Origin of the sequence: Hyphomonas atlantica corrig. (genome assembly GCF_017795365.1) — a bacterium.
GTDB lineage: Bacteria > Pseudomonadota > Alphaproteobacteria > Caulobacterales > Hyphomonadaceae > Hyphomonas > Hyphomonas atlantica.
Genome location: NZ_CP051254.1, coordinates 2,576,759 through 2,601,859, shown reverse-complemented (window position 1 = coordinate 2,601,859; position 25,101 = coordinate 2,576,759). Strand labels below are relative to the sequence as shown.

General features: G+C 55.4%; 30 protein-coding genes. 11 read left to right on the top strand and 19 right to left on the bottom strand.

Annotated features, from left to right (window positions below; genetic code table 11):
* Positions 1–70 precede the first annotated feature (70 nt).
* Positions 71–946: an ATP-grasp domain-containing protein gene (locus HF931_RS12585; RefSeq protein ID WP_035555228.1), complete on the top strand. Its 876-nt coding sequence runs from the start codon at positions 71–73 to the stop codon at positions 944–946.
* A 3-nt stretch (positions 947–949) separates the two neighbouring features.
* Here HF931_RS12585 and HF931_RS12580 read toward each other — a convergent pair whose 3' ends face one another.
* Together HF931_RS12580 and nth are read right to left on the bottom strand one after the other, a co-directional pair.
* Positions 950–1,714, bottom strand: coding sequence for a DUF481 domain-containing protein (locus tag HF931_RS12580; protein WP_035555231.1), 765 nt, complete (start codon positions 1,712–1,714; stop codon positions 950–952).
* A 118-nt stretch (positions 1,715–1,832) separates the two neighbouring features.
* Positions 1,833–2,561 (bottom strand): endonuclease III, encoded by a 729-nt coding sequence (gene nth, locus HF931_RS12575; RefSeq protein ID WP_081806251.1) that lies wholly within the window; start codon positions 2,559–2,561, stop codon positions 1,833–1,835.
* A 54-nt stretch (positions 2,562–2,615) separates the two neighbouring features.
* On the opposite strand from nth, the gene HF931_RS12570 reads away from it, so the two are divergent.
* From HF931_RS12570 to HF931_RS12555, 4 genes are all read left to right on the top strand, one after another.
* Positions 2,616–3,104: a DUF2244 domain-containing protein gene (locus HF931_RS12570; RefSeq protein WP_273240375.1), complete on the top strand. Its 489-nt coding sequence runs from the start codon at positions 2,616–2,618 to the stop codon at positions 3,102–3,104.
* A 102-nt stretch (positions 3,105–3,206) separates the two neighbouring features.
* Complete coding sequence (locus HF931_RS12565) at positions 3,207–4,538, top strand: cytochrome P450 (protein WP_081806253.1); 1,332 nt, start codon at positions 3,207–3,209, stop codon at positions 4,536–4,538.
* Positions 4,539–4,601: 63 nt separating this feature from the next.
* Positions 4,602–5,273 (top strand): nitroreductase, encoded by a 672-nt coding sequence (locus HF931_RS12560; protein WP_272983104.1) that lies wholly within the window; start codon positions 4,602–4,604, stop codon positions 5,271–5,273.
* A gap of 43 nt (positions 5,274–5,316) precedes the next feature.
* Entirely contained in the window at positions 5,317–5,925 is a 609-nt protein-coding gene (locus HF931_RS12555) for a DUF1287 domain-containing protein (protein WP_035555237.1), read from the top strand.
* A 1-nt stretch (position 5,926) separates the two neighbouring features.
* Here HF931_RS12555 and scpB read toward each other — a convergent pair whose 3' ends face one another.
* The 5 genes from scpB to HF931_RS12530 form a co-directional block, all read right to left on the bottom strand.
* The gene (scpB, locus tag HF931_RS12550; protein WP_273240373.1) at positions 5,927–6,922 is read right to left on the bottom strand and encodes an SMC-Scp complex subunit ScpB; all 996 of its coding nucleotides are present in this window, start codon (positions 6,920–6,922) and stop codon (positions 5,927–5,929) included.
* 10 nt (positions 6,923–6,932) lie between these two features.
* Positions 6,933–7,766, bottom strand: a complete 834-nt coding sequence (locus HF931_RS12545) for a segregation and condensation protein A (protein WP_273240371.1) — start codon at positions 7,764–7,766, stop codon at positions 6,933–6,935.
* Entirely contained in the window at positions 7,763–8,797 is a 1,035-nt protein-coding gene (gene nagZ / locus HF931_RS12540) for a beta-N-acetylhexosaminidase (protein WP_273240370.1), read from the bottom strand. The genes HF931_RS12545 and nagZ overlap by 4 nt, the downstream gene beginning before the upstream one ends.
* Positions 8,798–8,799: 2 nt before the next feature.
* Entirely contained in the window at positions 8,800–9,624 is an 825-nt protein-coding gene (locus HF931_RS12535; RefSeq protein WP_273240368.1) for an SPOR domain-containing protein, read from the bottom strand.
* A gap of 133 nt (positions 9,625–9,757) precedes the next feature.
* Positions 9,758–10,930: a deoxyguanosinetriphosphate triphosphohydrolase gene (locus HF931_RS12530; RefSeq protein ID WP_273240366.1), complete on the bottom strand. Its 1,173-nt coding sequence runs from the start codon at positions 10,928–10,930 to the stop codon at positions 9,758–9,760.
* Positions 10,931–10,957: 27 nt separating this feature from the next.
* Between HF931_RS12530 and erpA the strand changes: the two genes are divergently transcribed.
* Positions 10,958–11,299 (top strand): iron-sulfur cluster insertion protein ErpA, encoded by a 342-nt coding sequence (erpA, locus tag HF931_RS12525; protein WP_035555250.1) that lies wholly within the window; start codon positions 10,958–10,960, stop codon positions 11,297–11,299.
* 60 nt (positions 11,300–11,359) lie between these two features.
* Complete coding sequence (locus HF931_RS12520) at positions 11,360–12,532, top strand: epoxide hydrolase family protein (RefSeq protein WP_035555253.1); 1,173 nt, start codon at positions 11,360–11,362, stop codon at positions 12,530–12,532.
* On the opposite strand, the gene nusB is transcribed toward HF931_RS12520, so the two are convergent.
* Genes nusB through glyA form a run of 7 tightly spaced genes read right to left on the bottom strand, consistent with a single transcriptional unit; the run spans position 12,529 to position 17,625 of the window.
* Entirely contained in the window at positions 12,529–12,996 is a 468-nt protein-coding gene (gene nusB, locus HF931_RS12515) for a transcription antitermination factor NusB (protein WP_035555255.1), read from the bottom strand. The two genes, HF931_RS12520 and nusB, sit on opposite strands and share 4 nt — an antisense overlap.
* Complete coding sequence (ribH, locus tag HF931_RS12510; protein ID WP_035555258.1) at positions 12,993–13,421, bottom strand: 6,7-dimethyl-8-ribityllumazine synthase; 429 nt, start codon at positions 13,419–13,421, stop codon at positions 12,993–12,995. The genes nusB and ribH overlap by 4 nt, the downstream gene beginning before the upstream one ends.
* Positions 13,421–14,548, bottom strand: coding sequence for a 3,4-dihydroxy-2-butanone-4-phosphate synthase (ribB, locus tag HF931_RS12505; RefSeq protein ID WP_272983101.1), 1,128 nt, complete (start codon positions 14,546–14,548; stop codon positions 13,421–13,423). The genes ribH and ribB overlap by 1 nt, the downstream gene beginning before the upstream one ends.
* Positions 14,549–14,553: 5 nt before the next feature.
* Complete coding sequence (locus tag HF931_RS12500) at positions 14,554–15,174, bottom strand: riboflavin synthase (RefSeq protein ID WP_273240364.1); 621 nt, start codon at positions 15,172–15,174, stop codon at positions 14,554–14,556.
* 22 nt (positions 15,175–15,196) lie between these two features.
* Positions 15,197–15,844 (bottom strand): RibD family protein, encoded by a 648-nt coding sequence (locus tag HF931_RS12495; RefSeq protein ID WP_273240362.1) that lies wholly within the window; start codon positions 15,842–15,844, stop codon positions 15,197–15,199.
* On the bottom strand, positions 15,841–16,311 hold the full coding sequence (nrdR, locus tag HF931_RS12490; RefSeq protein WP_035555270.1) for a transcriptional regulator NrdR: 471 nt from the start codon (positions 16,309–16,311) through the stop codon (positions 15,841–15,843). Before nrdR ends, HF931_RS12495 begins: the two co-directional genes overlap by 4 nt.
* 6 nt (positions 16,312–16,317) lie before the next feature.
* Positions 16,318–17,625, bottom strand: a complete 1,308-nt coding sequence (gene glyA / locus HF931_RS12485) for a serine hydroxymethyltransferase (RefSeq protein ID WP_273013019.1) — start codon at positions 17,623–17,625, stop codon at positions 16,318–16,320.
* A 222-nt stretch (positions 17,626–17,847) separates the two neighbouring features.
* Here glyA and HF931_RS12480 point away from each other — a divergent pair, with 222 nt between their 5' ends.
* Complete coding sequence (locus tag HF931_RS12480) at positions 17,848–18,273, top strand: Ros/MucR family transcriptional regulator (protein ID WP_035555276.1); 426 nt, start codon at positions 17,848–17,850, stop codon at positions 18,271–18,273.
* A gap of 12 nt (positions 18,274–18,285) precedes the next feature.
* On the opposite strand, the gene hemA is transcribed toward HF931_RS12480, so the two are convergent.
* Positions 18,286–19,503 (bottom strand): 5-aminolevulinate synthase, encoded by a 1,218-nt coding sequence (gene hemA / locus HF931_RS12475; RefSeq protein WP_035555279.1) that lies wholly within the window; start codon positions 19,501–19,503, stop codon positions 18,286–18,288.
* A 103-nt stretch (positions 19,504–19,606) separates the two neighbouring features.
* The gene (locus HF931_RS12470; protein WP_035555412.1) at positions 19,607–20,398 is read right to left on the bottom strand and encodes a class II aldolase/adducin family protein; all 792 of its coding nucleotides are present in this window, start codon (positions 20,396–20,398) and stop codon (positions 19,607–19,609) included.
* Positions 20,399–20,563: 165 nt separating this feature from the next.
* Here HF931_RS12470 and HF931_RS12465 point away from each other — a divergent pair, with 165 nt between their 5' ends.
* Both HF931_RS12465 and HF931_RS12460 read left to right on the top strand, forming a co-directional pair.
* Entirely contained in the window at positions 20,564–21,328 is a 765-nt protein-coding gene (locus HF931_RS12465) for an NAD kinase (RefSeq protein ID WP_035555414.1), read from the top strand.
* Between the two features lie 76 nt (positions 21,329–21,404).
* On the top strand, positions 21,405–21,971 hold the full coding sequence (locus tag HF931_RS12460) for an Hpt domain-containing protein (protein WP_035555282.1): 567 nt from the start codon (positions 21,405–21,407) through the stop codon (positions 21,969–21,971).
* A 74-nt stretch (positions 21,972–22,045) separates the two neighbouring features.
* Here the strand turns inward: HF931_RS12460 and HF931_RS12455 are convergent, their stop codons facing one another.
* Positions 22,046–22,852, bottom strand: a complete 807-nt coding sequence (locus tag HF931_RS12455) for a hypothetical protein (protein ID WP_273240359.1) — start codon at positions 22,850–22,852, stop codon at positions 22,046–22,048.
* Positions 22,853–22,991: 139 nt separating this feature from the next.
* On the opposite strand from HF931_RS12455, the gene HF931_RS12450 reads away from it, so the two are divergent.
* Positions 22,992–23,693 carry a dienelactone hydrolase family protein gene (locus HF931_RS12450; RefSeq protein ID WP_035555286.1) on the top strand — a complete coding sequence of 234 codons (702 nt, stop codon included), beginning with the start codon at positions 22,992–22,994 and terminating at the stop codon, positions 23,691–23,693.
* Here the strand turns inward: HF931_RS12450 and phoB are convergent.
* Complete coding sequence (phoB, locus tag HF931_RS12445) at positions 23,690–24,376, bottom strand: phosphate regulon transcriptional regulator PhoB (RefSeq protein WP_035555289.1); 687 nt, start codon at positions 24,374–24,376, stop codon at positions 23,690–23,692. The genes HF931_RS12450 and phoB overlap by 4 nt on opposite strands.
* Positions 24,377–24,403: 27 nt before the next feature.
* Positions 24,404–25,096 (bottom strand): phosphate signaling complex protein PhoU, encoded by a 693-nt coding sequence (phoU, locus tag HF931_RS12440; protein WP_035555293.1) that lies wholly within the window; start codon positions 25,094–25,096, stop codon positions 24,404–24,406.
* Positions 25,097–25,101: the final 5 nt, after the last annotated feature.

The window sequence follows — 25,101 nt, the reverse complement described above, 5'->3', positions numbered from 1 at the left end:
TTGATACCAGCAGGTCGATTGCCAGAGCTGAGTTGTGGACGCAACTGCGCTGCATGCTAAAGGCCTGCGAATGAAAGTTGCTTATCTCTCCTCGCAAGTCACCCAGCCGGGTTCACCAATCCGTCGATCAGACGCATTCGAGCATGATTACATGATGCGTGCGCTGCGGCCGGAGTTCGCTGAGCGCGGGATGCAGATCCTGGACATCTGCTGGGATAATGAATCAGCAGACTGGTCCCGTTTTGATGCTGCGTTGATCGGAACAACCTGGGATTACTGGGATCGACCGGATGAATTCCTGAAGACGCTGGAATCTATTGAACAGCAAACCATTTTGCATAACCCCGCCAGCCTTGTGCGCTGGAACTCGCATAAATCCTATCTGAAAGAGTTGGCCGACCGCGGCGCAAACTTGATTCCCACCTTGTGGATAGATGAAATGACGGACGCGCGTTACCTGCAAGCGTTTGACACGCTTCAATCAGAAAAGCTCGTCTTCAAACGGCAAGTCGGCGCTGGTGCAGCCGGGCAGCATCTTCTGTCACGCGATGACGTCCGTCCAGATATGCCCCATGCCATGATGGTGCAGCCTTTCGTGTCCACCATTCAGACCGAAGGAGAGTATAGCTTCATTTTCGTTGAAGGGACTTTGTCTCATGCGCTGATCAAGCGCGCGAAAAAAGGCGACTACCGGATTCAATCGTCCTACGGCGGTCAGGAAGAAGCGATTACGCCCGCAGCATCGGACCTTCAGGCCGCGAGAGACGTTCTGACGACATTGGACGACGTGCCGCTCTACGCTCGTGTTGATATGATCCGGCATGAAGACGGGTCCCTGCTCCTGATGGAACTCGAACTGATCGAGCCATACCTCTATCCGGAACAAGGACCACGCCTGGGTGAGCTGATGGCCAAAGCCATCTCAGCACGTATCAGGGCGCGCTAGAGCTTACTCGCCAAGGGTATAAACCAGCGAGAATTTCGTCGCTGTATCCGTCGCCTCGTAGGTTGGCTGAGGCGATGTATCGTGCCGCACGTCAAACGACACCCGAGCGGCCAGGTGACCATTCAAAGCTGCAGTAAGACCGATGCTGTTGTTGATCTGGGTAGACTCCTGTCCATAAACGACGTTCGTCTTGTTGCTGAGGGATACCGCCTCATTGAAGGCATAGAAGTATTCTGACTGGGCTACGGCGCCGAGCGATTCTTCAGTGCTGGCCGGAATGATGGTCACCGCGCCTGTGTTGGCATCTGTCGTGACTTGTCGCTTCACTTCGTCGATCTTGAAACCGGGACCGCCACGAACAGTCCAATTGTGGTCTTCATCGTCCAGAATGTGCCAACCGACACCGCCGCCGACAAAGGTACGGCTGTCAAAGCCGGTGAACTGGTCGACTTCGTAAGACGCGCGACCAAACGTAAACATGGTGTCGTTGAAATCATGCTCTACGTCGCCTGCCAGGAAATAGCGATTACGGCTCTCAATGCCGTCTTCCTCGCCATAATCTCCTGAAAGCTGCAGGCCGAAATTCCATGCGCCGGAAGCTCGATCAACATCGACGGCCAGTCCCGCTTCGGATGTTTCAGTGTTCCCTGTTGTCAGACCTGCGCTGAGGGCTGCTTCTCCTGACCAACCATCTTCGGCGATCGCCGGTAACGCAGACACCAGACTGACTGACGCTGCGCTCACGAGAATTTTGGCGACATGTTTCATACGGTACGCTCCATTTCAAAACCTGCGAGAGGCCGTGTCGGGGGGAGATGGCCGTGATTTGGTTAAATTTGGGCGAACTGGAGGCACCGGTTCAGCAGTGCATCAGGGCCACAGTGTCTCAGTTGGATTTCGGGCCTAAAGCCGAGACAGATGCCGGATCTGGTGTCTTTGGCTTGAACCGGCACAAATCAATGATCGCGCAATGCCAACACTCGGGTTTCCTCGCCTTGCAGACATATCGCCCATGAAGGATGAGCCAGTGGTGGGCGCCTTTCTTGAACTCTGGAGGCGTCGCGCGTTCCAGGCCCGCCTCGACTTCGTCCGGGTTTCTACCAGGGGCGAGCCCGGTGCGATTTGATACTCTGAATATATGCGTATCAACGGCGATGGTCGGCTGACCAAACGCCTCATTGAGCACAACATTCGCCGTCTTGCGTCCCACGCCCGGCAACTGGACGAGTTCCTCGCGCGTTTCCGGAACTTTTCCGCCGAACGTTTCGATCAGCATCTTGCTGAGCGCGATCACGTTCTTGGCTTTGTTGCGCCACAGGCCGATCGTCTTGATGTGTTCGGCTACACCCTCCTCTCCCAGCTGAAGCATCTTCTCAGGCGTGTCCGCCACAGCAAACAACTTCGCAGTCGCCTTGTTCACGCCGACATCTGTCGCCTGAGCGGACAGCGCGACAGCGACAACCAGCGTATAGGGATTGACGAAATCCAGCTCGGTCTTGGGGTCCGGCCTGTCCTGCGCAAGTGCGGCGAACAAGGCGGTGGCTTTCTCGCGACCGAACACCCGTGGCGGGCGCTTTTTTGAAGCCGGTTTTGAGGGAGATTTTGGCTTTGTCATACCGCCTGTCTAATGAACCCTCGCCGACGAACAAGACCGTGCTATCTAGTTCGCATGACCGAAACGCAGGAAATCGTCTACATGGACGCGGTGTTGCGTCCCAACCAATCGCTGAGCGAGCGTGGTTTTGCCATTGTAATGGCAATTGTTGGCGTCGTCAGTTTCGCTACGGGCATGATGTTCATGGCTTTGGGCGCTGTTCCGGTAATCGGCTTCTTTGGGCTGGATGCCCTGATCTTCTATTTTCTCTTCCGTGCTTCCTTCAGAAAACAACGCGAAGAGACGCGAATCATTGTGACCGCAAGCGAGCTGCAACTCACCCATACCCCCAACAAAGGGGGCGAGAAGCGTGTCACTCTTCCATCGGCATTCGCGCGAGTCGAACTGGACGAACCGCTGACAACCAGCAGCTGGTTGCGAATCGAGTACGGAAAAAAAGCCTACATTATTGGGCGGTTCCTAACGCTATCAGAGAGAAAATCGCTGGCCGATGCGATACGTGCGGCACTGCTGGCATCAAAGCGCGAACGACATTTCTCATAAAAATGACGCCTGCGTCATAGTTTTTTCAGAATAGCCATGTTAAGGTGACGCCGACGTCATAAATCGAGCCTGAGACAAAGGCTCACTGTCGGAGGAACATCCATGGCTGCCGATACGGTTCACCTGTTAGATCACCCTGCCCTGCAACGCCCAAAGATCTCTCATCGGGATCCATTGTTTGAGGGCTATCTGGAAATTGGCCAGCCAGCGCCGCCAGCCAGCGAGTTGCCGCTGTCAGAGCTTCATCCGGAAGATCCTGAACTCTGGCGCCAACAAAAAATGTGGGATCGTTTTGAACGCCTGCGCAACGAAGCGCCCGTTCACTATACAGCGGATTCTTTTGTCGGTCCGTTCTGGTCCATCAGCCGCTACGAAGACATCATGGCGGTAGATACCGACCACAAGCGCTTCTCCTCCAGCTGGGAATATGGCGGCATCACTCTGGGTAGCCCGCCCGCTGATTTCGAATTGCCGATGTTCATCGCCATGGACGAACCGCAACACTCAGAACAACGCAAAACTGTTCAGCCGGCCGTTGCGCCCAACATGCTGAAAGAGTTTGAACCGCTCATTCGCTCCCGAACCCAGGGTCTTCTTGATTCCCTGCCCGTCGGTGAGCCGTTCGACTGGGTCGACAAAGTGTCCATCGAACTGACCACGATGATGCTGGCTACCTTGTTTGATTATCCATTCGAAAAGCGCCGCGACCTCACTCATTGGTCCGATATGGCGACCGGCATGAACAATCCAGACATCTGCCCTGGCGGTGAAGAACAGTGGAAACGCGAGATGATGGAGTGTCTCGCCACCTTCATGCAGATCTTCCAGGAGCGCGGCGCACAGCCCCTGAAGAACGATCTGATAAGTTTGCTGGCTCATGGCGAAAAAACCAGGAACATGACGCCGATGGAATTGCTCGGCAATGTGATCCTGCTGATCGTTGGCGGCAATGACACAACCCGCAACTCGATGACGGCATCTGTCTACGCGCTGAACAAATACCCAGCTGAATACGAAAAGCTGAAGGCCGACCACTCCCTCATCCCGAACATGGTTTCAGAAACCATTCGCTGGCAAACGCCTCTGGCACACATGCGCCGGACAGCGCTTGAAGATGTCGAGATGCACGGCCAAACCATCAAGAAGGGCGATCAGGTCGCCATGTGGTATGTTTCCGGAAACCGCGACGAGCGCTTCTGGGATCGCCCGAACGACTACATTATCGATCGCGAGAATGCCCGCCGTCATATCTCGTTCGGCTTTGGCATCCACCGCTGCGTCGGCAATCGTCTCGCTGAACTTCAGCTTCAGATATTGTGGCAGGAACTGATGGAGCGTTTCAGCCACATTGAGGTTATGGACGAACCATCCTTCACGGCCGGCGCATTCGTCAAAGGCTATACTTGGATGCCCGTGGTCCTGCATGGAAAATAGTCTTTGGCTGACGCCACGCTAAGCCTTTAAACCTCCCATCATCGCCAGATGGGAGGTTTTTTCATGGACGTTTCAAAAGCCGTTGATCAACGCATATCAACTCGGGCCTTTCTACCTGATGCCTTGCCGGAATCGGAAATCCGCGACTGGCTGGAACAGGCCCAGCGGGCCCCTTCTGGTGGAAACACCCAGCCTTGGCGAACGATAATTGTCAGCGGAGCAGCCAAGGATGCAGTTATCGGAATGGCCGCGCCAGTACTTGCAGCCAATCCGAAAGGTCAGCCAACAGATCGTCCGATATACCCCAAGGATCTCTGGGAGCCTCACGAGTCGCGCCGCCGGAAGGTAGGTGAGATGATGTATGAAGCTCTTGGCATTCCTCGCGAGGATCGTGCTGCGCGCGTTGGCTGGTTTGCCAACAATTTCCGATTCTTCGGTGCGCCAGTCGCAGCCTTCATCATTATCGACGAGAGAATGGGGCACGGACAATGGGGGCACACCGGCATGTATCTGCAGACGTTGGCGCTGCTCGCCGAAGAGCGCGGTTGGGGCACCTGCATGCAGGAGTGTTGGGGGATGCTACGCCCTGCCCTGAAAGAACACTTCAAGCTGTCCGATACGGAAATGGTCTGGTGCGCCATGGCGGTGGGCAAGCCGGATAAGGAACACCCGGTCAACACGCTCCGCGCTGAGCGCGCTCCGCTCGACGAAATTGCCGAACTACACGGTTTCTGAATTTCGCCCCAATCCTGCCGGATCTGCATGGCGCAATAGCGTCATGCTTACCCGTCGCTCTGCTCTTCTTTGTGGCCTGGCCATGCCTTTGGCACCGGCCCAGCTCTTCAAGGAAACGCTTCCCTGGCCCACGCGGCTGGTAAATTCGGCGCGCAGGCAAATTGGCGTCACGCGGACATACGATCCTGCCTATGTGCAACTGGATTATCCGATGGGCGACATCCCACGCGACCGGGGCGTATGCACCGACGTTATTATTCGTGCCTACCGCGACGCTTTTCAGATCGACCTTCAGAAACTCGTCCATGAGGACATGATGGAGGCGTTCAACTCCTATCCAGCGATTTGGGGGCTCACACGACCTGACAGGAATATTGACCACCGCAGAGTGCCGAACCTCGAACGCTTCATCGAACGATATGGCAGCGCTCTTTCAACACCGAGCAAAGTAACCGATTGGAAAGCTGGTGATCTGTATACGATGCGCTACAAGGGCAGCTTGCCGCATATTGGGATCGTGTCAGACAGGACGTCCTACTCTGGCACGCCACTTGTGATTCACAATATAGGGTGGGGCACGTCTGAGGACGACATAATCGGTCGCTTCGATTTCGAGCGAAGGTTCAGACTTTCGCCCATGTCACTGATCTGACCTATTCGTCGTCATCCCATGAGGTCATGGGTTGCTCGGGAATTCGCGGCTGTTTGGACAGCTGGATCACGGCCGCCTTAACGTCTCCGCTGTCAAACTCCTCTTCCTCGACGACTGTACGCTGAGGCGCGCGCGTATAGGAAAAAACGCTGACAGTATCGGCGTCTTCATCCTCGTTTTCTTCAAGCGCTTCGTCCGTACCCGTTTTTTCCAGTGCCGCGTCCTCGACGATGGCTTGCGCTTCATCTCCGTCTTCCTCAGCGTCCATGAAGTCAGTCACAAAGGATTCAGTCTCTTCAAGCGCAGTGGAATCATCTTCCGGCATCTCTTCGCCATTCAGCGCTTCTTCGTCAGGCATCTGGAAGCCTTCCGGAATTACATCGGACAAGAGGCCCTCGGCTTCGAGGTCCGCTTTGCCAGGGAGGGTGTCGAGACTTTCAAGCCCAAAATGCTCCATGAATGCATCTGTCGTGCCGTAGGTGATCGGCTGTCCGGGTGTTTTGCGGCGCCCCTTGATCTTTACCCAGCCGGTTTCCAGCAGAGTATCGATAGTTGTTTTCGAAACCGCGACACCGCGCACTGCTTCAATCTCCGCCCGAGTCACGGGCTGGCCGTATGCAATGATTGCAAGCGTCTCCAGCGTGGCCTGCCCGAGTCGCTTCTGTACCTGACGTTCTTCGACGAACAGGTAGGATAAATCCTGCGCCGTCTGGAATCGCCACTTCCCGGCCACTTCCACAAGATTGACACCACGGCTGACATATTGCGCCTTGAGCGCCATAAGCACTTCAGCGGCCTCTACGCCATGAGGAAGTGTTTCCGAGATCTGCTCTGCACTCAGTGGCTCACCAGCCGCAAACAGGATTGCTTCTGCCCGGCGTATGCCCTCCGCCAGTGCTTCGCTCGCCCCTTCAGCCAAGGCTTCTTCAGAGCGGCGGTAGGCGAACGACAACTGCGCAATGGGATCGCGGTCCGTATCAGGCGTGTCGTCAGTCATCAGGTGTTTCTCAAGCGGTTGCATTTTGGGCCCCCTCTGGACGTTCACCCGCATTACGCAAGTAAAGCGGTGCGAAATGCTCTTCCTGGCGCACATCGACTTCACCATCTCTGGCAAGCTCCAATGCGGCTGAAAACACACTTGCTGTGACAGACCGTGGCGGCAGTTCCGGATCCACGTCTGTCATGGTTGAGCGGATCTCGTCCAGCGAAGACCACTGTTCCAACTGTTGCCGAAGTGCACGCAAAGTGGTCCGCGCCAGCTCCAGCGGCAGCACGAGTTGCTGCTCGATTGTATGCGGGCGTTCTTTCTCACGACGATCACGAATGGCACCGAAGGCTTGCGTCAGTTCAAACAACGATGCCTTGAATTCAGTGTGCTTCACCACCTTTGGCTGAACTGGCGCCCCACGAAGGTAAACCACATTGTTCAAAATGGGCCCCGCCTCAAGCTCTTGTACGGCACTGCGCATTGCGTCCAGCCGTTTGAGCCTGAATGCTAGGCGTTCGGCCATTTCCTCGCCTGTCGGCTCATCTTCCCCGGTGCTTTCCGGCTTTGGAAGCAAAAGGCGCGATTTCATGAATGCCAACCAAGAGGCCATCAGCAGATAATCTGCGGCAAGGTCTATCCGTTGGCTTTTCGCTTCATCGATAAAGTCGAGATACTGCTCAGCCAGAGACAACATCGAGAGATGAAGCAGATCGACTTTCTGTTTACGTGCCAACTCCAGCAAGAGGTGCAACGGCCCCTCATACCCGCCGACATCGACCGAGAACAGATCGCCAGCTTCTGCTTCCTGAGCGTCTGCCGACAAGGCGTCGATGGAAATCATGTCAGAGCTCATGTCTTGCCCGCCAATTGCGGAAAGTAGGATCGGAATGTGTTCCATCCTTCCGCCACATCGAAATCCTGTTCATGCGTCGACAAAGCCTCAGCGCGCTGGGCCCGCGCCAACGACTTGCCGGTAAGTTCAGGTGCAACAGACGCGACTTCTGACATTTCGGCCAGAATCTCCTGAGCATCAGACAAGAAACCAGAACAGTGCAAAAGCACGTCACATCCTGCAGCGATCGCCGCCTGACCTCGCTCGCCCAGACTACCGCCCAGCGCTTTCATCCCCAGATCGTCTGTCATCAGCAGACCATCAAACCCGATTCGCTGGCGGATCACGTCTTGAATCATGATTTTTGACAGCGTGGCCGGCACAGTGGCGTCAAATGCGTCGTAGGCAATGTGAGCGGTCATGGCCATTGGCGCATCCGCGAGCCGCGCAAAAGCATCAAAATCCTTGGATAGCTCGTTGTCGCCAGCCGTGACGCGCGGCAATTCCATATGGCTATCGGCCTTGGAACGCCCATGCCCAGGAATATGCTTGATCACGCCCGCTACGCCGCCAGCTGCCAGGCCGGCAAGTGCGGCTCCAGCGAGGCTTGCAACCGTTCCGGTATCAGAGCCGAAGGCCCGATCCCCAATGACGTCATGCGCGCCTGATACGGGAACATCTACAACCGGCGCACAATCGGCGTGGATCGCCATGTTTGTCAGTTCCGACGCGATCAGGCGGTGCCCAAGCCAGGCTGCCGATAGACCGAGATCTCGATCTCGAGCGTAAATTTCCGCATAATCCTGTCCACGTGGAAACAGCGGCCACTCCGGCGCTTTCAAACGGGCAACCCGGCCGCCTTCCTGATCTATGAATATCAAGCACGGACGCTGCATCGCGTTCCAGATATCGTCGACAAGCTGGCGGACCTGCTGACGCGTTTCGCAGGAACGCCCCATCAGAATGACGCCCCAAGGCTGCTGCGCCGCAAACAAAGCGGCTTCATCTGCAGTCAGGACTGGGCCTGATACGCTGAGGATGCAGGCCTTCATCACTAGCCCGTCACCACGATGCAGTTATCCCCCGCGGCTTTGACAGCATCGCAGAACTCAGAGGCATCCGCGCGATCTGCAAAGCTGCCAACGCGCAGGCGGTAGAATACGCCTTTGGCGCCGAGATCAGCTCGCTGAATGTGCTTTGTGGCGCTGCCGAACAATTCGGGCTTCTTCCGGTTCAACTCAGTCCAGGCCGACTCCGCGGCTTCTTGTGAGCGGAACGCTGCGAGTTGAACCAAAAATGCGCCGCCATTCGAAAACGCGAACTCAGGCGCCGCTGAAACAGGCTTTCGTTGGACTTGCGGTGCTGGCGCCGGTGCGGCCGGAGTGGCGGGAACCACGCGCAAGGGTTCTTCCTCGTCTTCTGGCATGGATTCCAAGTCGGCCAGAGCGCGCACCTGGTCGTCATCGGGCTCAGCGCCCTCTAGACCGGGTCGCAACTCAATTGGGGGGCCTCCTTGCAGAAGACCATCCTCAGCGTTTTCAAGTTCGGCAACTTGGGATTCAGTCATGATTGGACGCTCAGAGTCGTCCATCTGGTCGTAAAAGCGTTTGTCAGTATCCGGGATGGCAACGCCTTCACGATCTTCAGGGGCGCGCTTGTAGGGTTGCTTGTCTGCAATAACGCTTGGAATACCCGCGCCATTGTCCCGAATGCCCTGCCTGTACGTGTTCCAGACCACAGCGCCAAACACCAGCAAAACACCTATCGCCAGGGCGAGTATAAGCGGGCCACGCGCGGAATCGTCCCCACGCACGTCAAAACCGCGATAATCGTCCTCGAACGGGGAATAATCCCTGTCATCTTCCCGGTATCGCCCCATGGAATCACCCTTAGAACAGCTTCACAAAGTTAATGTTAGCGACCGTTTCGTTAACGACGCTTGAATGCCACGTCAGAAACCGTGACCGCTGCTGTATCGTCGGCGTTACGTGTCCGGAACGGCAGAAATGTGACTATCGCAGGACATCTGGATGATAGAGACGTCGGTGCTCTTCAATTGCGTACGTATCCGTCATGCCGGCAATGTAGTCGCAGACAATTCGTGCGCGCCGCGCTTCGTCAGCCTGGGAGGCGTCCAGACGCCATAGAGAAGGCAAAGTATCCGGCTCTTTCAGGAATATATCAAACAATTCGGCAAGCATCCGCTTTGCTTTGCTTCGCATCCTGTTGACGGTGTAATGCTTATACATGCGCTCGTGCAGAAACGCGCGTAAAGCTCTCTGACGACTTTCCAGTTCTTCGGAAAATGCGACCAACGGCACGTCCATTGCGCGAACATCGGCGGCGCTTTTGGGCGCGTACTCTTTTATTCGGCGCTCGGTTTCTGATGTCAGGTCATTGATCCAAAGTCCGATCAGGCGCCGCACAGCTTCGTACGAGACCATTCGGTCTTTCAAATGCGGATATTCCAGTTTCACGGACCGGAATACGTCTCCGACAATTGGAAGGTCCATAAGGTCGTCGACCGTGAACAGACCTGCAGCGATGCCGTCATCAATGTCGTGATTGTTATATGCAATGTCGTCCGACAACGCTGCGACCTGAGCTTCAGGACCGGCAAACTGGTGTGGCTCAAGGTCCATGAAGTTTGCATATTGGCGGAAGGCGGCTGGCAGCGATTCCATTGGTGCATCCCGCGTCACCATTGGTCCATTGTGTTTGACGAGGCCCTCCAGCAGCTCCCAAGTGAGATTGAGTCCTTCGAAATTGGGGTAGCGAACTTCCAGTTTTGTCACCACGCGTAGCGTCTGTGCATTGTGATCAAACCCCTGGTAATCGGCCATGCATTCATCAAGCTGGTCTTCCCCGGCATGACCGAACGGGGGGTGTCCGATATCGTGCGCTAACGCCAAAGCCTCTGCGAGATCTTCATCCAGACCAAGCGTTCGGGAGATGCTTCTCGCGATTTGGGCTACTTCCAGTGAATGGGTCAGCCGCGTGCGGAAATGGTCGCCTTCATGCGCAACGAAAACCTGCGTCTTCTGCTTCAAGCGACGAAAAGCGGTGGAATGAATGATGCGGTCACGATCCCGCTGGAATGGCGTCCGCGTGGCGGATGGGGCCTCTTCATGGTACCGACCACGACTATCCTCGTGCCTCGTAGCAAACACTGCTCTCTTTTCCATTGGCTAGAGAATCCCTATGTTGAGGTCATGAGCACGATTACCGTCCCCGATGTGACCCTTACAGCCTCCGCTGCCAAGCGAATTAATGCGATTCTGGCAAAACAGGACGGCGTAGACTATCTGCGCGTATCCGTTGAAGGCGGCGGATGCTCCGGCTTTTCCTACAAGTTTGATTTCGACAAGGTAGCAAACGCTGATGATGTGGTGCTTGAGCGCGATGGCGCGAAGGTTCTGATCGATGAAATGAGCCTCGAATTCCTGAAGGGATCCGAGATTGATTTCACAACCGAGCTGATCGGGGCGGCCTTCAAGATCAACAATCCGAATGCGACAGCTGCGTGTGGCTGCGGAACCAGTTTTTCGATTTAACTTGCCTCGCCCAACGGCATGGTCGCTAGGTGGTCCTCAAATTTGAGCGAGGATTAAACCATGCCTACAGCAAAGCCGTTTCGCATCGATGTGCCCCGTGTAAAACTCGACACCATCATGGCGCGGGTCAAAGCGTATGATTGGTTTCCTGCTCCTGCAAACGAAGACGGCTTCACTTACGGCATGTCAACGCCGGTGATGAAGGACATCCAGCGATACTGGCTCGCTGGATACGACTGGCGCAAATCAGAGGAAATCCTCAACAAGTTTCCTAGCTACAAAGTCGAGATTGAGGGCCAGGTAATTCATTTCGTTCATGTCGTTGGGGAAGCAGGCGGAAGACGCCCCCTGCTGTTGACGCATGGCTGGCCGGGATCGGTCTTCGAGTTCTGGGAATCAATTGCACCGCTCGCATTTCCATCTCGCTACGAAGGTAACTCCGAAGATGCCTTTGACCTGATTATTCCGTCCCTTCCCGGCTACGGATTTTCAGGAGCTCCGAAATCTCCCATCGGACCTCGGACCACGGCGGCGCTGTGGGACACGTTGATGCGGGACGTGCTGAAATATGATTCCTATCTTGCTCAGGGCGGCGATTGGGGAAGCATGGTCACCTCCCATCTTGGTCTCAATCATGGCACAGTCGATGGCAAAGGAGGATGTCGCGCAATTCATCTCAATATGACGGGATTTCGTCCCACACCTGCTACGCCGGAAAATGAAGACGAAGCCAATTGGCTTACCGGCATGCAGGATGCGATGCAGCGTGAAGGCGCCTACCTCATGCAACAGTTGACCAAGCCGCAAACGCTGGCGATGGCGCTGATGGACTCTCCTGTGGGCACGGCTGCATGGATCATCGAGAAGTTCAACGGATGGTCTGACCTTTCAGAGGGCGGACTACTTGATACCTACACGAAAGACCAGTTGCTCACCAATGTGATGATCTATCTCGTGAACGATGCCATTGCGACCAGCGTCTGGTTCTACAATGGATTCGCTCAGGAAGGCGGTAATGCGCTGCCTGAAGGTGTTCGTTGCGAAACGCCAACTGGCTTTGCAAGCTACCCTGGAGAGCCGGTCTACAAGCCTGCGCCGCGTTCCTGGATGGAACGCGCCTATAACATCACTCGTTGGACGGATATGCCCCGTGGCGGCCATTTTGCTGCGATGGAAGAGCCAGAACTCTTCGTCAAGGAAATGCGCGAATGGGCGCGAGAGCTTGACGCTTAAGCTCTTAGATCTTTGGCAAGATTATCCAGCACAGCGTTCGCGAACTTTGCTTCCTGCTCTTCGAAGAAGTCGTGAGCAAGCGAGACATACTCATCAAGAATGATCGCGTTCGAGAGATGCTGATGCTGAATGAATTCAGCCGCGCCGGCCCGCAACAATGCTCGCATGGTTGCATCCAGACGGGTCAGTTTCCAGCCGGATGCGAGACGCGCCAGAATTGCTTTATCGATGGCAGCCTGGTGTTCGACGACTGCGTTTACAATGGATTTGAAGATGTCCGGATCGGCTTCCTCGATCGGCTCTTCATTCGGTCCAATGCCAAGCCGGTCTTCCATGAAGGCGCGAATAGTGGCGCGTGCGGATTTCCCGGTCTGCTCCATTTCGTAGAGCGCCTGAACGGCTGCGAGGCGCGCTCCCGCCCGCCTCGCTCTTGTAACTTCAAATGGGATCTTCTGATCGGTCACCGAATAAGTTCCTTGCGGAATTTGATCATCGCCAAGCACGCTTCTGCAGCGTCCTTACCCTTGTTGCCGCGCTTGCGATCAGCACGGGCAAGTGCCTGCTCTTCATTCTCAACTGTGAGGATACCATAGCCGATGGCCTGGCGCCGCTGAACGATGAGGTCCATCAAGCCACGTGCACTTTCACCACAGACATAGTCGTAGTGAGACGTCTCTCCGCGAATGACGCAGCCAAGCGCAACCGCACCATCAAACCGGCCGCTATCTGCCGCCATCGCGATCAGTCCCGGCAGTTCGAATGCACCAGGCACTTCCATTACGGTGACTTTTGCGCCAGCTGCTTCGAGTGCTTCCAGAGCCCCGGCTTCCAATTCATCAGAAATGTGTTTGTAGTAGCGGGAAATGGCGACAAGTACGCGTTCAGCCATCAATTGCTCTCCTCATCAAGTTTGCGCCACCCCTCTATGCTTAAGCCATAGCCGTCAAGGCCTGCGAGGCGGGTGGGCTGAGTACCAGAAAGATAAATCATCTTGCGAACGCCCAGGTCACGCAGGATTTGCGCCCCTACACCATACTCGCGGATGGGCGCAGTGGGATCTGCAGGCGCAGACGGCTTCAGGCCGAGGCGCTCTGCAATAACGTTCGGCCGGATCGTGTTCACGAAAACTATCACGCCCGGCTCATCGGCGTCCGCGATCATACGCATTGCGCGACCGACAAGGCCTTGACGGGGGCCATTTTCACCCAGCACGTCAGACAGAACATCCATGCGGTGAACACGCACGAGCGTGGTGCTGTCAGGCGTGATATCGCCATGAACAATGGCAATATGTTCAGAATTGTCGAGCGCATTGCGGAAGCAAACCGTTTTGAACCCTTCGCCAAAGCCGGAATTCAAAGGCGCCTCGACACGTCGCTCCATGAAGCGATCATTCTTCCGACGCCAGGCGATCAGATCAGCAATCGTTCCGATCTTCAGATTGTGGAGCTGCGCAAACGCAACGAGCTCTGGCAGCCGGGACATCGAGCCGTCCTCGTTCATGATCTCACAGATCACACCGGCAGGATAAAGCCCGGCCATGCGGGAGATATCTACGGCCGCCTCGGTATGCCCGGCTCTGACCAATGTGCCGCCCTCGCGCGCGATGAGCGGGAAGACATGCCCCGGCGAAACGATGTCTTCATGGTCCTTCGTAGGATCGATCGCGACCGCAATTGTCCGAGAGCGATCGTGGGCTGAAATGCCCGTTGTTACGCCCTCTTTTGCTTCGATCGAGACCGTGAAGGCGGTGCCCATACTTTCCCGGTTGTTCCGGGTCATCATATCCAGGTTCAGCGTGTGGGCGCGCTCCTGAGTCATTGCAAGGCAAATAAGCCCACGACCATGACGGGCCATAAAGTTAACATGTTCCGGCGTCGCGAAGTTTGCCGGAATGATGAGGTCACCCTCATTCTCGCGATCTTCTGCATCGACCAGAATGTACATGCGACCATTGCGGGCATCTTCGATAATCTCATCAATCGAAGAGATGGCCTCGTGGAATTCGCTACTCATGACGCTTACTGCCCTTCTGGCGCATCGGCGCCGATCATGCGTGCCACGTAGCGCGCGAGCATGTCGATCTCAAGATTGACGCTGGAGCCGGGCTGCAGTTCGTTGAGGGTTGTCACGTCCCACGTGTGAGGAATGATCGCGAGTTGGAAATCGCCATTCGGCAACGCCTCGGCGACGGTGAGCGACACGCCGTTCACGGCGGCAGACCCCTTCGTTGCGAAATAGCGCGAAATCGCTTCAGGTGGCCGAATGGTGATCCGAAAACTCTCGCCCTCAGGCTCAATGGACACCACCTGACCGACGCCATCGACATGGCCAAACACGAAGTGCCCGCCTAATTCATCGCCCAGTTTGAGACTTTGTTCGAGATTGACCCGGGATCCGACGTGGAGGTCGCCAAGAATAGTTTTTGCCAGCGTTTCAGGCACTGCCTCCGTCGCAAACCAGGCGCCGCGCTCTCCTTGCCCCATATCCACGACAGTGAGGCACACACCGGAGTGCATGATCGAGGCGCCCATGGAGATTTCATCAAGAGGGTAGCCGCTTTCGACTTCAAACCGGCGCAGGCCATTGCGATCTTCAACAGACCGAACCGTACCAACGTCGGTCACCAGACCTGTAAACATTTTCCTGCCCTTAGTTTCTTATTCAGACTCGTACATAGGTATCGAGAACGTCATCCCCAATCCGTTCCGTTGCGACAGCGCGCCAACGTGACGCCTGACCGAGGTCTGAAAGCCCCAGAGCCCCGAGAGCAGGTAGGCCGTCTCCTCCGATCAGGATAGGCGCACGGAACCAGGCAATCTCATCAACCAATCCCTCGCGAATGAAGCTCGCCGCGAGAGTACCGCCACCTTCAATAAGTAACGACGACAAACTTTCGGCCTCAACGCGTCGCAGCAAATCTTTGACATCCACCCGGATGCCCCGTCCGCAACGCCAGATCTCCACGCCACTTGCCGCCAATATGTCCTGCGGCTGGCCATTCGTGGCGACGACAACGCGGCCCGTCCCGGCCGATTGAACCAATCTGGAACTTCTAGGTGTGCGCCCATGAGAATCCGCCACGATCCTGACCGGCTGCTTCGCAGGCAGCGGTACGGTCCGCGCCGTCAAGAGTGGATCGTCAGCGAGTACTGTGCCGATACCCACAAGGATCGCATCATGAGCCGCCCTGAGTTGATGTCCCCGTGCGCGGGATTCGCTGCACGTGATCCACTGGCTTGTTCCATCAGACAAGGCGATACGTGCGTCCAGCGATGTTGCGATCTTCAGGGTGACCTTGACCCCGCTCATTCCTCGTCGCCCTCATCGTCGAGCGCAGTGTTTTCAATGAACTGGGCGAAATCGTTCGGATCCTTGAAATCCTTGTAGACACTTGCAAACCGCACATAGCCAACAGGGTCGACCCGACGCAGGGCTTCCATCGCGAATTCCCCGACATCGTTTGAAGATACCTCGGTCTCGCCGGCACTTTCGAGGTTTCTCGCAATTCCGGAAACCATCTGGTCAATCTGATCGCGATCCACTGGCCGTTTCCGCAAAGCGATCGTGATAGACCGAGTCAGGCGATCACGATCAAACGGCACCCGTTTTCCGTCTCGCTTCACCACGGTAATTTCGCGAAGTTGAACTCGCTCAAAAGTGGTGAAGCGGGCCCCACAAGACTCGCAAACCCGCCGGCGACGGACAGCCGTGTTGTCTTCAGCCGACCGGCTGTCCTTCACCGATGTGTTCTCGGAACCGCAGAACGGGCAACGCAAAGTCTATCAGCCCCCCAAACCATTATAGATTGGGAATTGCGCAGTAAGCGCCTTCACTTCTTCGCGAACCTTGTCCTCAGCCGAACTGCTCTCACCAGAAGCGACAGCGTCCACAATTTCACCAATCCAGTTGCCGATCTGAGTAAACTCTGCTTCGCCGAATCCACGCGTTGTGCCCGCGGGTGAACCGACCCGTATGCCGCTGGTGATCGTTGGCTTCTGAGGGTCGAATGGAACGCCATTCTTGTTACAGGTAATGAATGCGCGCTCCAGCGCATGTTCGGCGTCACGACCCGTTACGTTTTTCGGACGCAGGTCAATCAAGGCTACATGCGTATCCGTACCACCAGAAACAACATCAAGACCGCTGGCTTTGCACGCCTCCGCCATGGCGGACGCGTTTGCGACAACTTGAGCCGCGTAGGTCTTGAATTCCGGTGTCAGGGCTTCCCCGAACGCAACGGCTTTAGCGGCGATCACATGCATCAGAGGACCGCCCTGAATGCCCGGGAAGATTGCTGAGTTGATCTTCTTGGCTAGCGCTTCGTCATTGGTCAGGATCATGCCGCCGCGTGGACCGCGCAGGGTCTTGTGCGTCGTCGTGGTCGCAACATGCGCATATTCAAGCGGATTCGGATGTGCGCCGCCGGCAACCAATCCAGCGAAGTGGGCCATATCCACCATGAACAGCGCACCGACCTCATCAGCGATTTCGCGGAAGCGCTTGAAATTGATCTGACGCGGGTAAGCCGATCCACCGGCGATAATCAGTTGAGGACGATGTGCTTTCGCCAGTCGCTCAACCTCAACGAAATCGATCTGGTCGTCTTCGCGGCTAACTCCATACTGCACAGCATTGAACCATTTACCCGACTGGTTTGGACGCGCCCCATGCGTAAGGTGTCCACCAGCATCCAGGCTCATGCCAAGAATTGTGTCTCCTGGTTTCAATACCGCCTGAAACACGCCTTGGTTGGCCTGACTACCGGAGTTGGGCTGTACGTTGGCAAACTCGCAATTGAAGAGTTGTTTGGCCCGTGAAATAGCCAGCTCTTCCGCGATATCCACGAACTCGCATCCGCCATAATAGCGCCGACCGGGATACCCTTCCGCATACTTGTTCGTCAGGATCGTACCCTGCGCATCAAGCACGGCCTGGGAAACGATATTTTCCGAAGCAATCAATTCAATTTGCTGCTGCTGACGCGTGCGCTCTTTCTTGATTGCTTCGAACAGTTCAGGATCACGTTCCTCCAGCCTTTGGCTGAAGAAATCAGTCGTGTCGGGGCGTGCTGACTGGGCTGTGTCTGCCATGTAGCGAATCTCCTGCTGGGTTACGCGCTGTTTACGCCCGGCGGCGAGAAGCCGCAACCATTCCAAACCGCGCACGGCAGAATATCGCACTCAATGCCGTCATGATGCGAATTAACATCAAGAATATCATGTAAATACTTGAAGATGTGTGGTATTTAAAGATTAACAGGGGCTACAAATCAAAACTCCATATCGCTTTTCATACCCGAGTCTTGTCCGACCATGACCGAATACGAGACATCTGACCTACTCGACATGACGACGGAGATCGTTTCGTCGTACATCTCTAATAATCAAATTGATGCAGAGACGTTGCCTGTCCTGATCCGCAATGTTTACAGCACAGTCTCTTCCCTGTCCGCGACAAGCGAACCAGTCACAGAGACAGCCGAGCCCGCCGTCCCGATCGCCAAATCCATATTGCCTGATTACCTGATCTGCCTGGAGGATGGGCGAAAGCTCAAGATGCTGAAGCGCTACCTTCGGTCGAAATTCGACATGACGCCTGAAGAGTATCGTGCGAAATGGGACCTTCCTTCGGATTATCCCATGGTTGCGCCCAACTACGCAAAACTCAGGTCAAAACATGCCAAACAAATCGGTCTGGGCAAGAAAGCGGCACCGACTACCGGCAAGAAAGCCAAATAGGCACCAAGATACCTAAGCGGCCTTGTCGAGCCCAAGCTGTTTCCAAACAGCAAGAATGGCCGCGACCAGCTCGTCCATCATGACCTCATCATGGACAGGGCTAGGCGTGAAGCGGAGACGCTCGGTGCCTTTTGGAACTGTTGGATAGTTGATCGGCTGCACGTAAATCCCAAAATCAAACAGCAGCGTGTCAGACAGGGCCTTGCAACGCTCAGGGTCTCCCACAAGCAACGGAACAATATGGGTGTCCGTGTCAATCATTGGCAGACCGGCATCACGAAACTTCTGCTTCAGCAATGCAGCATTGGCCTGATGTTTTCCGCGCAGTTCGCGCCCCGCATCTGTCCGCAACTTCTGAATGCTGGCCAGAGCACCAGCCGCCATGACCGGGCAGGTTGACGTCGTGAAAATAAATCCCGAAGCCATCGACCGGATCGCGTCGACCACGGTCTCGTGGCTGGCGATATAGCCGCCCATCACACCATAAGCTTTGCCGAGCGTACCCTCGATGATATCAATCCGGTCAGCCAGGCCCCACATTTCTGCGACGCCAGCGCCATTATCTCCGTACATGCCGACCGCATGGACTTCGTCCAAATAGGTCAGGGCATCAAACTCATCGGCTAGATCACAGATTTCTTCCATGCGGCCGAAATCGCCATCCATGGAATAGACGCTCTCGAATGCGATCAGCTTCGGACGGCTCGGATCGTCATTCTCCATGAGTGCCCGCAAATGATCGACATCATTGTGACGGAAGATTCGACGGTCCGCCCCTGACCGACGGATGCCTTCGATCATGGATGCGTGATTCAGGGAGTCCGAATAGATGATGAGATCTGGAAGGATCTTGCCCAAAGTGGACAGCGTCGCCTCATTGGAAACATACCCTGACGTGAACAGCAGCGCAGATTCCTTGCCATGCAAGTCAGCGAGCTCTCGCTCAAGGTCTACGTGATATCGGGTTGTGCCAGAAATGTTGCGCGTACCGCCAGATCCTGCACCAAAACTGTCGATCGCCTGATGCATGGAGTTGATGACATCATCGTCCTGCCCCATGCCGAGATAATCGTTGGAACACCAGATCGTGACTTCGCGCTCACCGTCCTCGAATCTCGCGGTCGCCTTTGGAAACCGTCCCTTGTGACGGTGCAAGTCCACGAATACGCGGTACCGGCCTTCGCCGTGAATGGAATTGAGGGCGTCTTCAAAGGCCTTCAGATGTTTCATCTGCTTCGTTCCCGATATTTCGTGAGCCTACATAGTGCCGTATTGAGCAATTGATAATGGCTCCATACGCCGCGGGCCGCTTTTGTCGCATAGGGGAAACCCCTTACGCGTCATAGCCCGGCATTTCACGGTCGAGCTTCCGCAACAGCGCTGGCCAGATCAGTTTCTCAGTCAACATGCTCATTCCAGAGCTGTGCTCGGTCATTCCACCCTGCCCGGCAACCTTTTGCTGCAGGTCGTTGTCACATTCGAGCACGCCGTCGCGCCCAGCTGACAGCGCCATAATCTGCATGTTGCACGCGCGCTCGAGGAAGAACATGCGCGTGAATGCTGAAGCCGCCGTCTCTCCGATGGTAAGCGTGCCGTGGTTGCGCAGAAGCATGGAATGCTTCTTAGGACCAAGGTCAGCCACCAGGCGCTCACGCTCATCCAGATCCAGGGCGATACCCTCATAATCGTGATAGGCAATGTCTTCGCGAACGATCATCGCAGTCTGGCTCAGTGGCATCAGCCCCTCTTTCTGCGATGACACCGCAACGCCTTGGTCTGTGTGGACGTGAATGACCACTTTGGCGTCATCGCGTGCGTCATGAATCGCCGAGTGAATCGTGAAACCAGCCGGATTGATGAAGTGGTCAGTTTCCTGAACCACATTCCCTTCAAGATCGACCTTGACCAGCGACGAAGCGGTAATCTCTTCGAAAAAGTGCCCATAGGGATTGATCAGGAAGTGGTGGTCGGGGCCAGGAACGCGATGTGAAATATGGGTGAAAATCATGTCATCCCACCCATGCATGGCAATCAAACGGTACAGTGCCGCAAGGTCGACGCGCGCTTGCCACTCCTCCGCTGAAACACTGGAACGAATATCTACTTTCTGCGCGCCATCGGCCATGACCTGTTCTCCCATAATAACTTTTGCAGGAGAGTAACGGATTAGTGGTGTCTACGCCAGAAAAAGCTGACACTGGCGTCATCTTGCAAATGCGCCGCACGCTTAGCTGATTTGGGTATTCCCAATGGCTTGACGCACCCTTCAATACCAAAGCACATGACGCAAATGAGTGGACCACGCCTGCATTTTTACGCCTCCAAACGCCCTGAAGCTCAGGAAGCCTTGTCCGTGTTGACCAACAAGTATGGCCAGCATGATGAGGAAGATGCCGAAGTTATCGTCGCCCTGGGAGGCGACGGTGCCATGCTGGATTCGCTACGTCGGCAGTTCGAGGGTGGCAAACCGGTTTACGGCATGAATCGAGGGACGGTTGGGTTCCTGATGAACGAATACGGCGTTGATGCCCTGCCCGACAGAATCAATGCGGCCGAACGCGCTGTAATCTCACCGCTGCGCATGACCGTTCGCGACGTGCATGAACACGAGCATCACGCGTTGGCGATCAATGAAGTGTCGATGTTTCGACAAACCGCGCAGACTTCACGCTTCCGGATTACGGTCGATGGAAAAACGCGCATGGACGAGCTTGCCTGCGACGGATTGATGGTGGCGACTCCTGCCGGTTCCACGGCATACAATTTGTCCGCCCATGGCCCCATTTTGCCAATTGGTGCGGGCTTGCTGGCCCTGACACCTGTGAGTGCTTTCCGCCCGAGACGTTGGAAAGGTGCCCTGCTCCGCCGCGATGCGCATGTGAGGATTGATGTAATCGCCCCGATCCTGCGTCCTGTGGCGGCTGCTGCGGACAATCAGGAAGTCAGGGATATTGTCAGTGTGGACGTTCAGGAAGACCGCAGGCGCCTGACAATGTTGTTTGACCCGGGGCACGCCCTGGACGAGCGCATTCTCCGCGAACAGTTTGGTTTCTAAAGGAATTACAAAGGTTTTCGGTCAGGAAAACGTTAAGCCTTATAAACTATGATGGCACCAAATACGGGGAGTCATCATGCTCAAATCCATGCTTCAGAAACTCAAATCCGGAAATGGAGCTCGAACCAGTTCTTCGGATGTTGTCGTACCGGATATCAGCCGCGTAATCAAAATGCCCCCGTCCGCATCATCCCCTGATGCCGCACCTTCTGACCCTTCAATCGAGCACGATCCGGAAGAGCTTGGTGATCGTGCAGAAGCCGCGGTCGATGACCTGTCATCACGTTTCGAGGCGTGGATGCAGGCAGATCTCGACAAGCTCAAACAGGCTTGGGCAGTTGCAAAGGAAGACGGCGCAACTTCAGACGACTACAAGTCGCTGGAAACTTGCGCACACAATATCCGTGGCGTGGCGACATCTTATGGATACCCAGCGATATCGCGGCTCTGCGGTTCACTCTGCGCCTTGCTGGCCGACACGCAGCCCGGCGAGAATGACGCCTTGATCAACCTTCACGTTGAGGCATGCTCTGCAGCTTTTGGATCAATAGGGCGCGGTGAGGCGGCACAGTCTGTTGCGGACGCTGTGTGCGACGCGCTTGAAGAACGCGTCGCAGTGAAAGCGAAAAAGTCCTCAGAGTAGCTTTCAAAAGCTCTGCGCGCACTTTTTGCTGGAGCCATGAAGCACAATCGTTGGTGGTACTTTTCCGTTTGGGTCTACTTCATCAAACGTCTGGCCTGCTTCACCCACTCTTCTCTCACGATGCGACCGCGAGCCATGATCTTCGCATCAAGCGCTTCGATTTCTGCCTTGTTCAAGGCGGCGATCTCGGAGAACGTTACAATTCCTGCAGACTTCAATCTCGCGGCAAGCGCTGGCCCAACGCCCGTCATCAACGTGAAATCATCCACCGGGTCTGTATCCTGTTTAGGCTTGGGTGTGGACTTGTCGGAAGGTTTCGCAGGTGCATCGACAGAGCCGACCATTGCTTCGTGAAGTGCATCCGTTGTCTTCTTGGCCGCCTTCATACTGGACTTCACAATGTCTGAGCTCGCCTCAGCGGCAACGGCTTCAATCTCTGTAGACAGACGGGAAATTCGCTCCTTCAGATCCTGACTTCGGGCCTTCGAGTGTGCCCGCGCTTTAGAGAATGACTGCACAACCTCCTCTTCAAGCTTTTCGAGTTTTGCCGCGAGCTTCTTTCCCTTTTTACCTGCTTCCGAGTTTTCTACACGAGCCTGCAATTCCTTCTCGATTTCCTGGCCCTGCTGGACCAGCTCCTCGAAGAGCTCAGTAGACTGTTTATTAAAGGCCTTGCTGCTCTCGATCGCCTTGTCGTAGGCTTTTCCATATGCGCCAACTCCAGCGAGCCATATCTTATGCGCTATCTCAGTCGAGCTGAGTTCTGGAATGGACGTCGAGGACTTCTTGTTCTTCTTTGCCTTCTTGGTCTCTTTTGGCGACTTGCTCGAGTTTGATTGCTCTGACGAGAGCTTGGACTTCTTGTCCTTCTTCTTGGCCATGGAATGACTCCTTCATTCGATTAATACTGTGAACATCCAATACTGGTTACAGTCAAATCTTATACTAAACGCGACACCCCTTGAAACCGGGCTTCGAATGTCCTGTATCTGACTCTCACGCACGAAGGAGAGCAAACAAATGAGCGCAGTTGATTATACCGTCGATGGTAAGAGCTATGAAGGCTATTTCCTTCGGCCCAAAGGTAAGGACGTTGCTCCGATCGTTGTCATCGCTCACGCTTGGGGCGGGCTTGGAGACAATGAACGCGAAAAAGCTGAGCGGATCGCCAATCTCGGCTATGCCGCTTTCGCCATGGATGTGTATGGCAAAGGCAAGCGCGGCACGACTGTTGAAGAAAATCAGGCTCTGATGAATCCACTGGTCGAAGATCGCGCCGAGCTTCAAAAGCGCCTCGCTGGCAGCCTTGAAGCAGCGAAACAACAAGTTGGTGTTGATGCCAAGAAAGCGGCCGCAATCGGCTTTTGCTTTGGCGGCCTCGCTGTCCTGGACATGGCTCGCGCAAATCATGACGTTCTGGGCGTCGCGTCATTCCACGGGCTTTTCCGTCCGGCAGAAAATGTTCCGGCGCCAAAGATCACTGCCAAAGTCCTGATCGAGCATGGCTGGCACGATCCAATGGCAACGCCTGAAGACGTTCTTGCGATTGCAAAGGAGCTGGAAGGCGCTGGAGCTGATTGGCAACTGCACGCCCACGGCACCGCAGTTCATTCGTTCACAACGCTAGGCGCAGACAACAAGGAAATGGGAACAGTTTACAGCGCAGACGCGGACCGTCGCAGCTTCGAAAACCTTGAGAATTTCCTGGCTGAGCTGTTCTAGTCGGCTCGAAGAGCATACCCGGCGGAGCGGACGGTCCTGATGGGATCGTCCCCGCCTTCCTGGCGCAACGCCTTGCGCAAACGCCCCACGTGAACATCAACTGTTCGCGCCTCGACATACACATCAGATCCCCAGACCGTGTCCAGCAATTGCTCTCGGGAAAACACCCTCCCCGGATGCTGCATGAAGTAGTCCAAAAGACGGAACTCGGTTGGGCCCAAGTGAATATCCTGACCATTCCGCGCAACCTTATGAGCCACGCGATCGATCTCTATATCCCCCACGGTGATCCGATCGTCTTTCAGGCCCGGTCGAATGCGGCGCAGGACGGCGCGCACACGCGCCATCAACTCTGTAGTTGAGAATGGTTTGGTGACGTAATCGTCCGCGCCAGTATCGAGGCCACGGATCCGGTCGCTTTCTTCACCGCGCGCAGTCAACATGATGATCGGCAAGTTTGGATTCGTACCGCCACTGCGAACGCGGCGACAGACCTCAATCCCACTGACCTTTGGCAGCATCCAATCCAGCAACAGCAGATCTGGAGCGCGCTCCTCAATCATGAGCATAGCCTCTTCACCGTCACTGGCGATGGCGACATCATAATCTTCTTTTTTGAGATTGTAGAAGAGCAGCTCCGAAACGGCACTTTCGTCTTCAGCAATGAGCACATAGGGCTTCATGACAGATCCTCTTGTCCTGCGTCCGGGTCAGACGCCCGTATTCGGTGATTTAGGGCGCTCATGGGGCATGAGATATTCGCCAGTGATTTGAAAGTAAATGAATTCTGCAATGTTCGTGCAGTGATCGCCAATCCGCTCGAGATTCTTTGCCATGAAAAGCATGTGCGCTCCGGCACCAATCGTGCGGGGATCTTCGATCATGTAGGTTATCATCTCGCGAAATAGCGAATTATAATGCTGGTCGATGTCATCATCGCTTTCCCAAACGGTTTTGGCCGTCTCGGCGTTGCTAGTTGCATAGGCATCCAGCACGGAATGCAATTGAAACGATACGGGGCGCGCCATTCTCGCCACTCCGTGCCTCATATTTGAGGGCACGGAATCGTCCAGCATAAGTGTGCGTTTCCCGATATTCTTGGACAGGTCGCCAATTCGCTCCAGTTCGCCAGCAGTCTTGAGCGCTGCAAAAACTGATCTCAAATCATGCGCCATCGGCTGACGGCGCGCGATCAAACTGACGATCTGACGCTCAACCTCTTCCTCAAGCCGGTCCACGCTTGGATCGCGAGAGATGACATCTTTCGCAAGACTATGGTCATTTCTGTCCACAGCCAGGCATGAATCCAGGATCATTGTCTCAACAATGCCGCCCATTCGCATGAGATCAGCGGCGATTTTATCGAGTTCATCTGTAAAGGCTGAGACGATATGGTCTGCCATTGCTG

Excerpts from the sequence above, each read along its gene's own strand:
- HF931_RS12585 (WP_035555228.1), top strand. The coding sequence starts at position 71 with ATGAAAGTTGCTTATCTCTCCTCGCAAGTCACCCAGCCGGGTTCACCA.
- HF931_RS12580 (WP_035555231.1), bottom strand. The coding sequence starts at position 1,714 with ATGAAACATGTCGCCAAAATTCTCGTGAGCGCAGCGTCAGTCAGTCTG.
- nth (WP_081806251.1), bottom strand. The coding sequence starts at position 2,561 with ATGACAAAGCCAAAATCTCCCTCAAAACCGGCTTCAAAAAAGCGCCCG.
- HF931_RS12570 (WP_273240375.1), top strand. The coding sequence starts at position 2,616 with ATGACCGAAACGCAGGAAATCGTCTACATGGACGCGGTGTTGCGTCCC.
- HF931_RS12565 (WP_081806253.1), top strand. The coding sequence starts at position 3,207 with ATGGCTGCCGATACGGTTCACCTGTTAGATCACCCTGCCCTGCAACGC.
- HF931_RS12560 (WP_272983104.1), top strand. The coding sequence starts at position 4,602 with ATGGACGTTTCAAAAGCCGTTGATCAACGCATATCAACTCGGGCCTTT.
- HF931_RS12555 (WP_035555237.1), top strand. The coding sequence starts at position 5,317 with ATGCTTACCCGTCGCTCTGCTCTTCTTTGTGGCCTGGCCATGCCTTTG.
- scpB (WP_273240373.1), bottom strand. The coding sequence starts at position 6,922 with ATGACTGACGACACGCCTGATACGGACCGCGATCCCATTGCGCAGTTG.
- HF931_RS12545 (WP_273240371.1), bottom strand. The coding sequence starts at position 7,766 with ATGAGCTCTGACATGATTTCCATCGACGCCTTGTCGGCAGACGCTCAG.
- nagZ (WP_273240370.1), bottom strand. The coding sequence starts at position 8,797 with ATGAAGGCCTGCATCCTCAGCGTATCAGGCCCAGTCCTGACTGCAGAT.
- HF931_RS12535 (WP_273240368.1), bottom strand. The coding sequence starts at position 9,624 with ATGGGGCGATACCGGGAAGATGACAGGGATTATTCCCCGTTCGAGGAC.
- HF931_RS12530 (WP_273240366.1), bottom strand. The coding sequence starts at position 10,930 with ATGGAAAAGAGAGCAGTGTTTGCTACGAGGCACGAGGATAGTCGTGGT.
- erpA (WP_035555250.1), top strand. The coding sequence starts at position 10,958 with ATGAGCACGATTACCGTCCCCGATGTGACCCTTACAGCCTCCGCTGCC.
- HF931_RS12520 (WP_035555253.1), top strand. The coding sequence starts at position 11,360 with ATGCCTACAGCAAAGCCGTTTCGCATCGATGTGCCCCGTGTAAAACTC.
- ribH (WP_035555258.1), bottom strand. The coding sequence starts at position 13,421 with ATGGCTGAACGCGTACTTGTCGCCATTTCCCGCTACTACAAACACATT.
- ribB (WP_272983101.1), bottom strand. The coding sequence starts at position 14,548 with ATGAGTAGCGAATTCCACGAGGCCATCTCTTCGATTGATGAGATTATC.
- HF931_RS12500 (WP_273240364.1), bottom strand. The coding sequence starts at position 15,174 with ATGTTTACAGGTCTGGTGACCGACGTTGGTACGGTTCGGTCTGTTGAA.
- HF931_RS12495 (WP_273240362.1), bottom strand. The coding sequence starts at position 15,844 with ATGAGCGGGGTCAAGGTCACCCTGAAGATCGCAACATCGCTGGACGCA.
- glyA (WP_273013019.1), bottom strand. The coding sequence starts at position 17,625 with ATGGCAGACACAGCCCAGTCAGCACGCCCCGACACGACTGATTTCTTC.
- HF931_RS12480 (WP_035555276.1), top strand. The coding sequence starts at position 17,848 with ATGACCGAATACGAGACATCTGACCTACTCGACATGACGACGGAGATC.
- hemA (WP_035555279.1), bottom strand. The coding sequence starts at position 19,503 with ATGAAACATCTGAAGGCCTTTGAAGACGCCCTCAATTCCATTCACGGC.
- HF931_RS12470 (WP_035555412.1), bottom strand. The coding sequence starts at position 20,398 with ATGGCCGATGGCGCGCAGAAAGTAGATATTCGTTCCAGTGTTTCAGCG.
- HF931_RS12465 (WP_035555414.1), top strand. The coding sequence starts at position 20,564 with ATGAGTGGACCACGCCTGCATTTTTACGCCTCCAAACGCCCTGAAGCT.
- HF931_RS12460 (WP_035555282.1), top strand. The coding sequence starts at position 21,405 with ATGCTCAAATCCATGCTTCAGAAACTCAAATCCGGAAATGGAGCTCGA.
- HF931_RS12455 (WP_273240359.1), bottom strand. The coding sequence starts at position 22,852 with ATGGCCAAGAAGAAGGACAAGAAGTCCAAGCTCTCGTCAGAGCAATCA.
- HF931_RS12450 (WP_035555286.1), top strand. The coding sequence starts at position 22,992 with ATGAGCGCAGTTGATTATACCGTCGATGGTAAGAGCTATGAAGGCTAT.
- phoB (WP_035555289.1), bottom strand. The coding sequence starts at position 24,376 with ATGAAGCCCTATGTGCTCATTGCTGAAGACGAAAGTGCCGTTTCGGAG.
- phoU (WP_035555293.1), bottom strand. The coding sequence starts at position 25,096 with ATGGCAGACCATATCGTCTCAGCCTTTACAGATGAACTCGATAAAATC.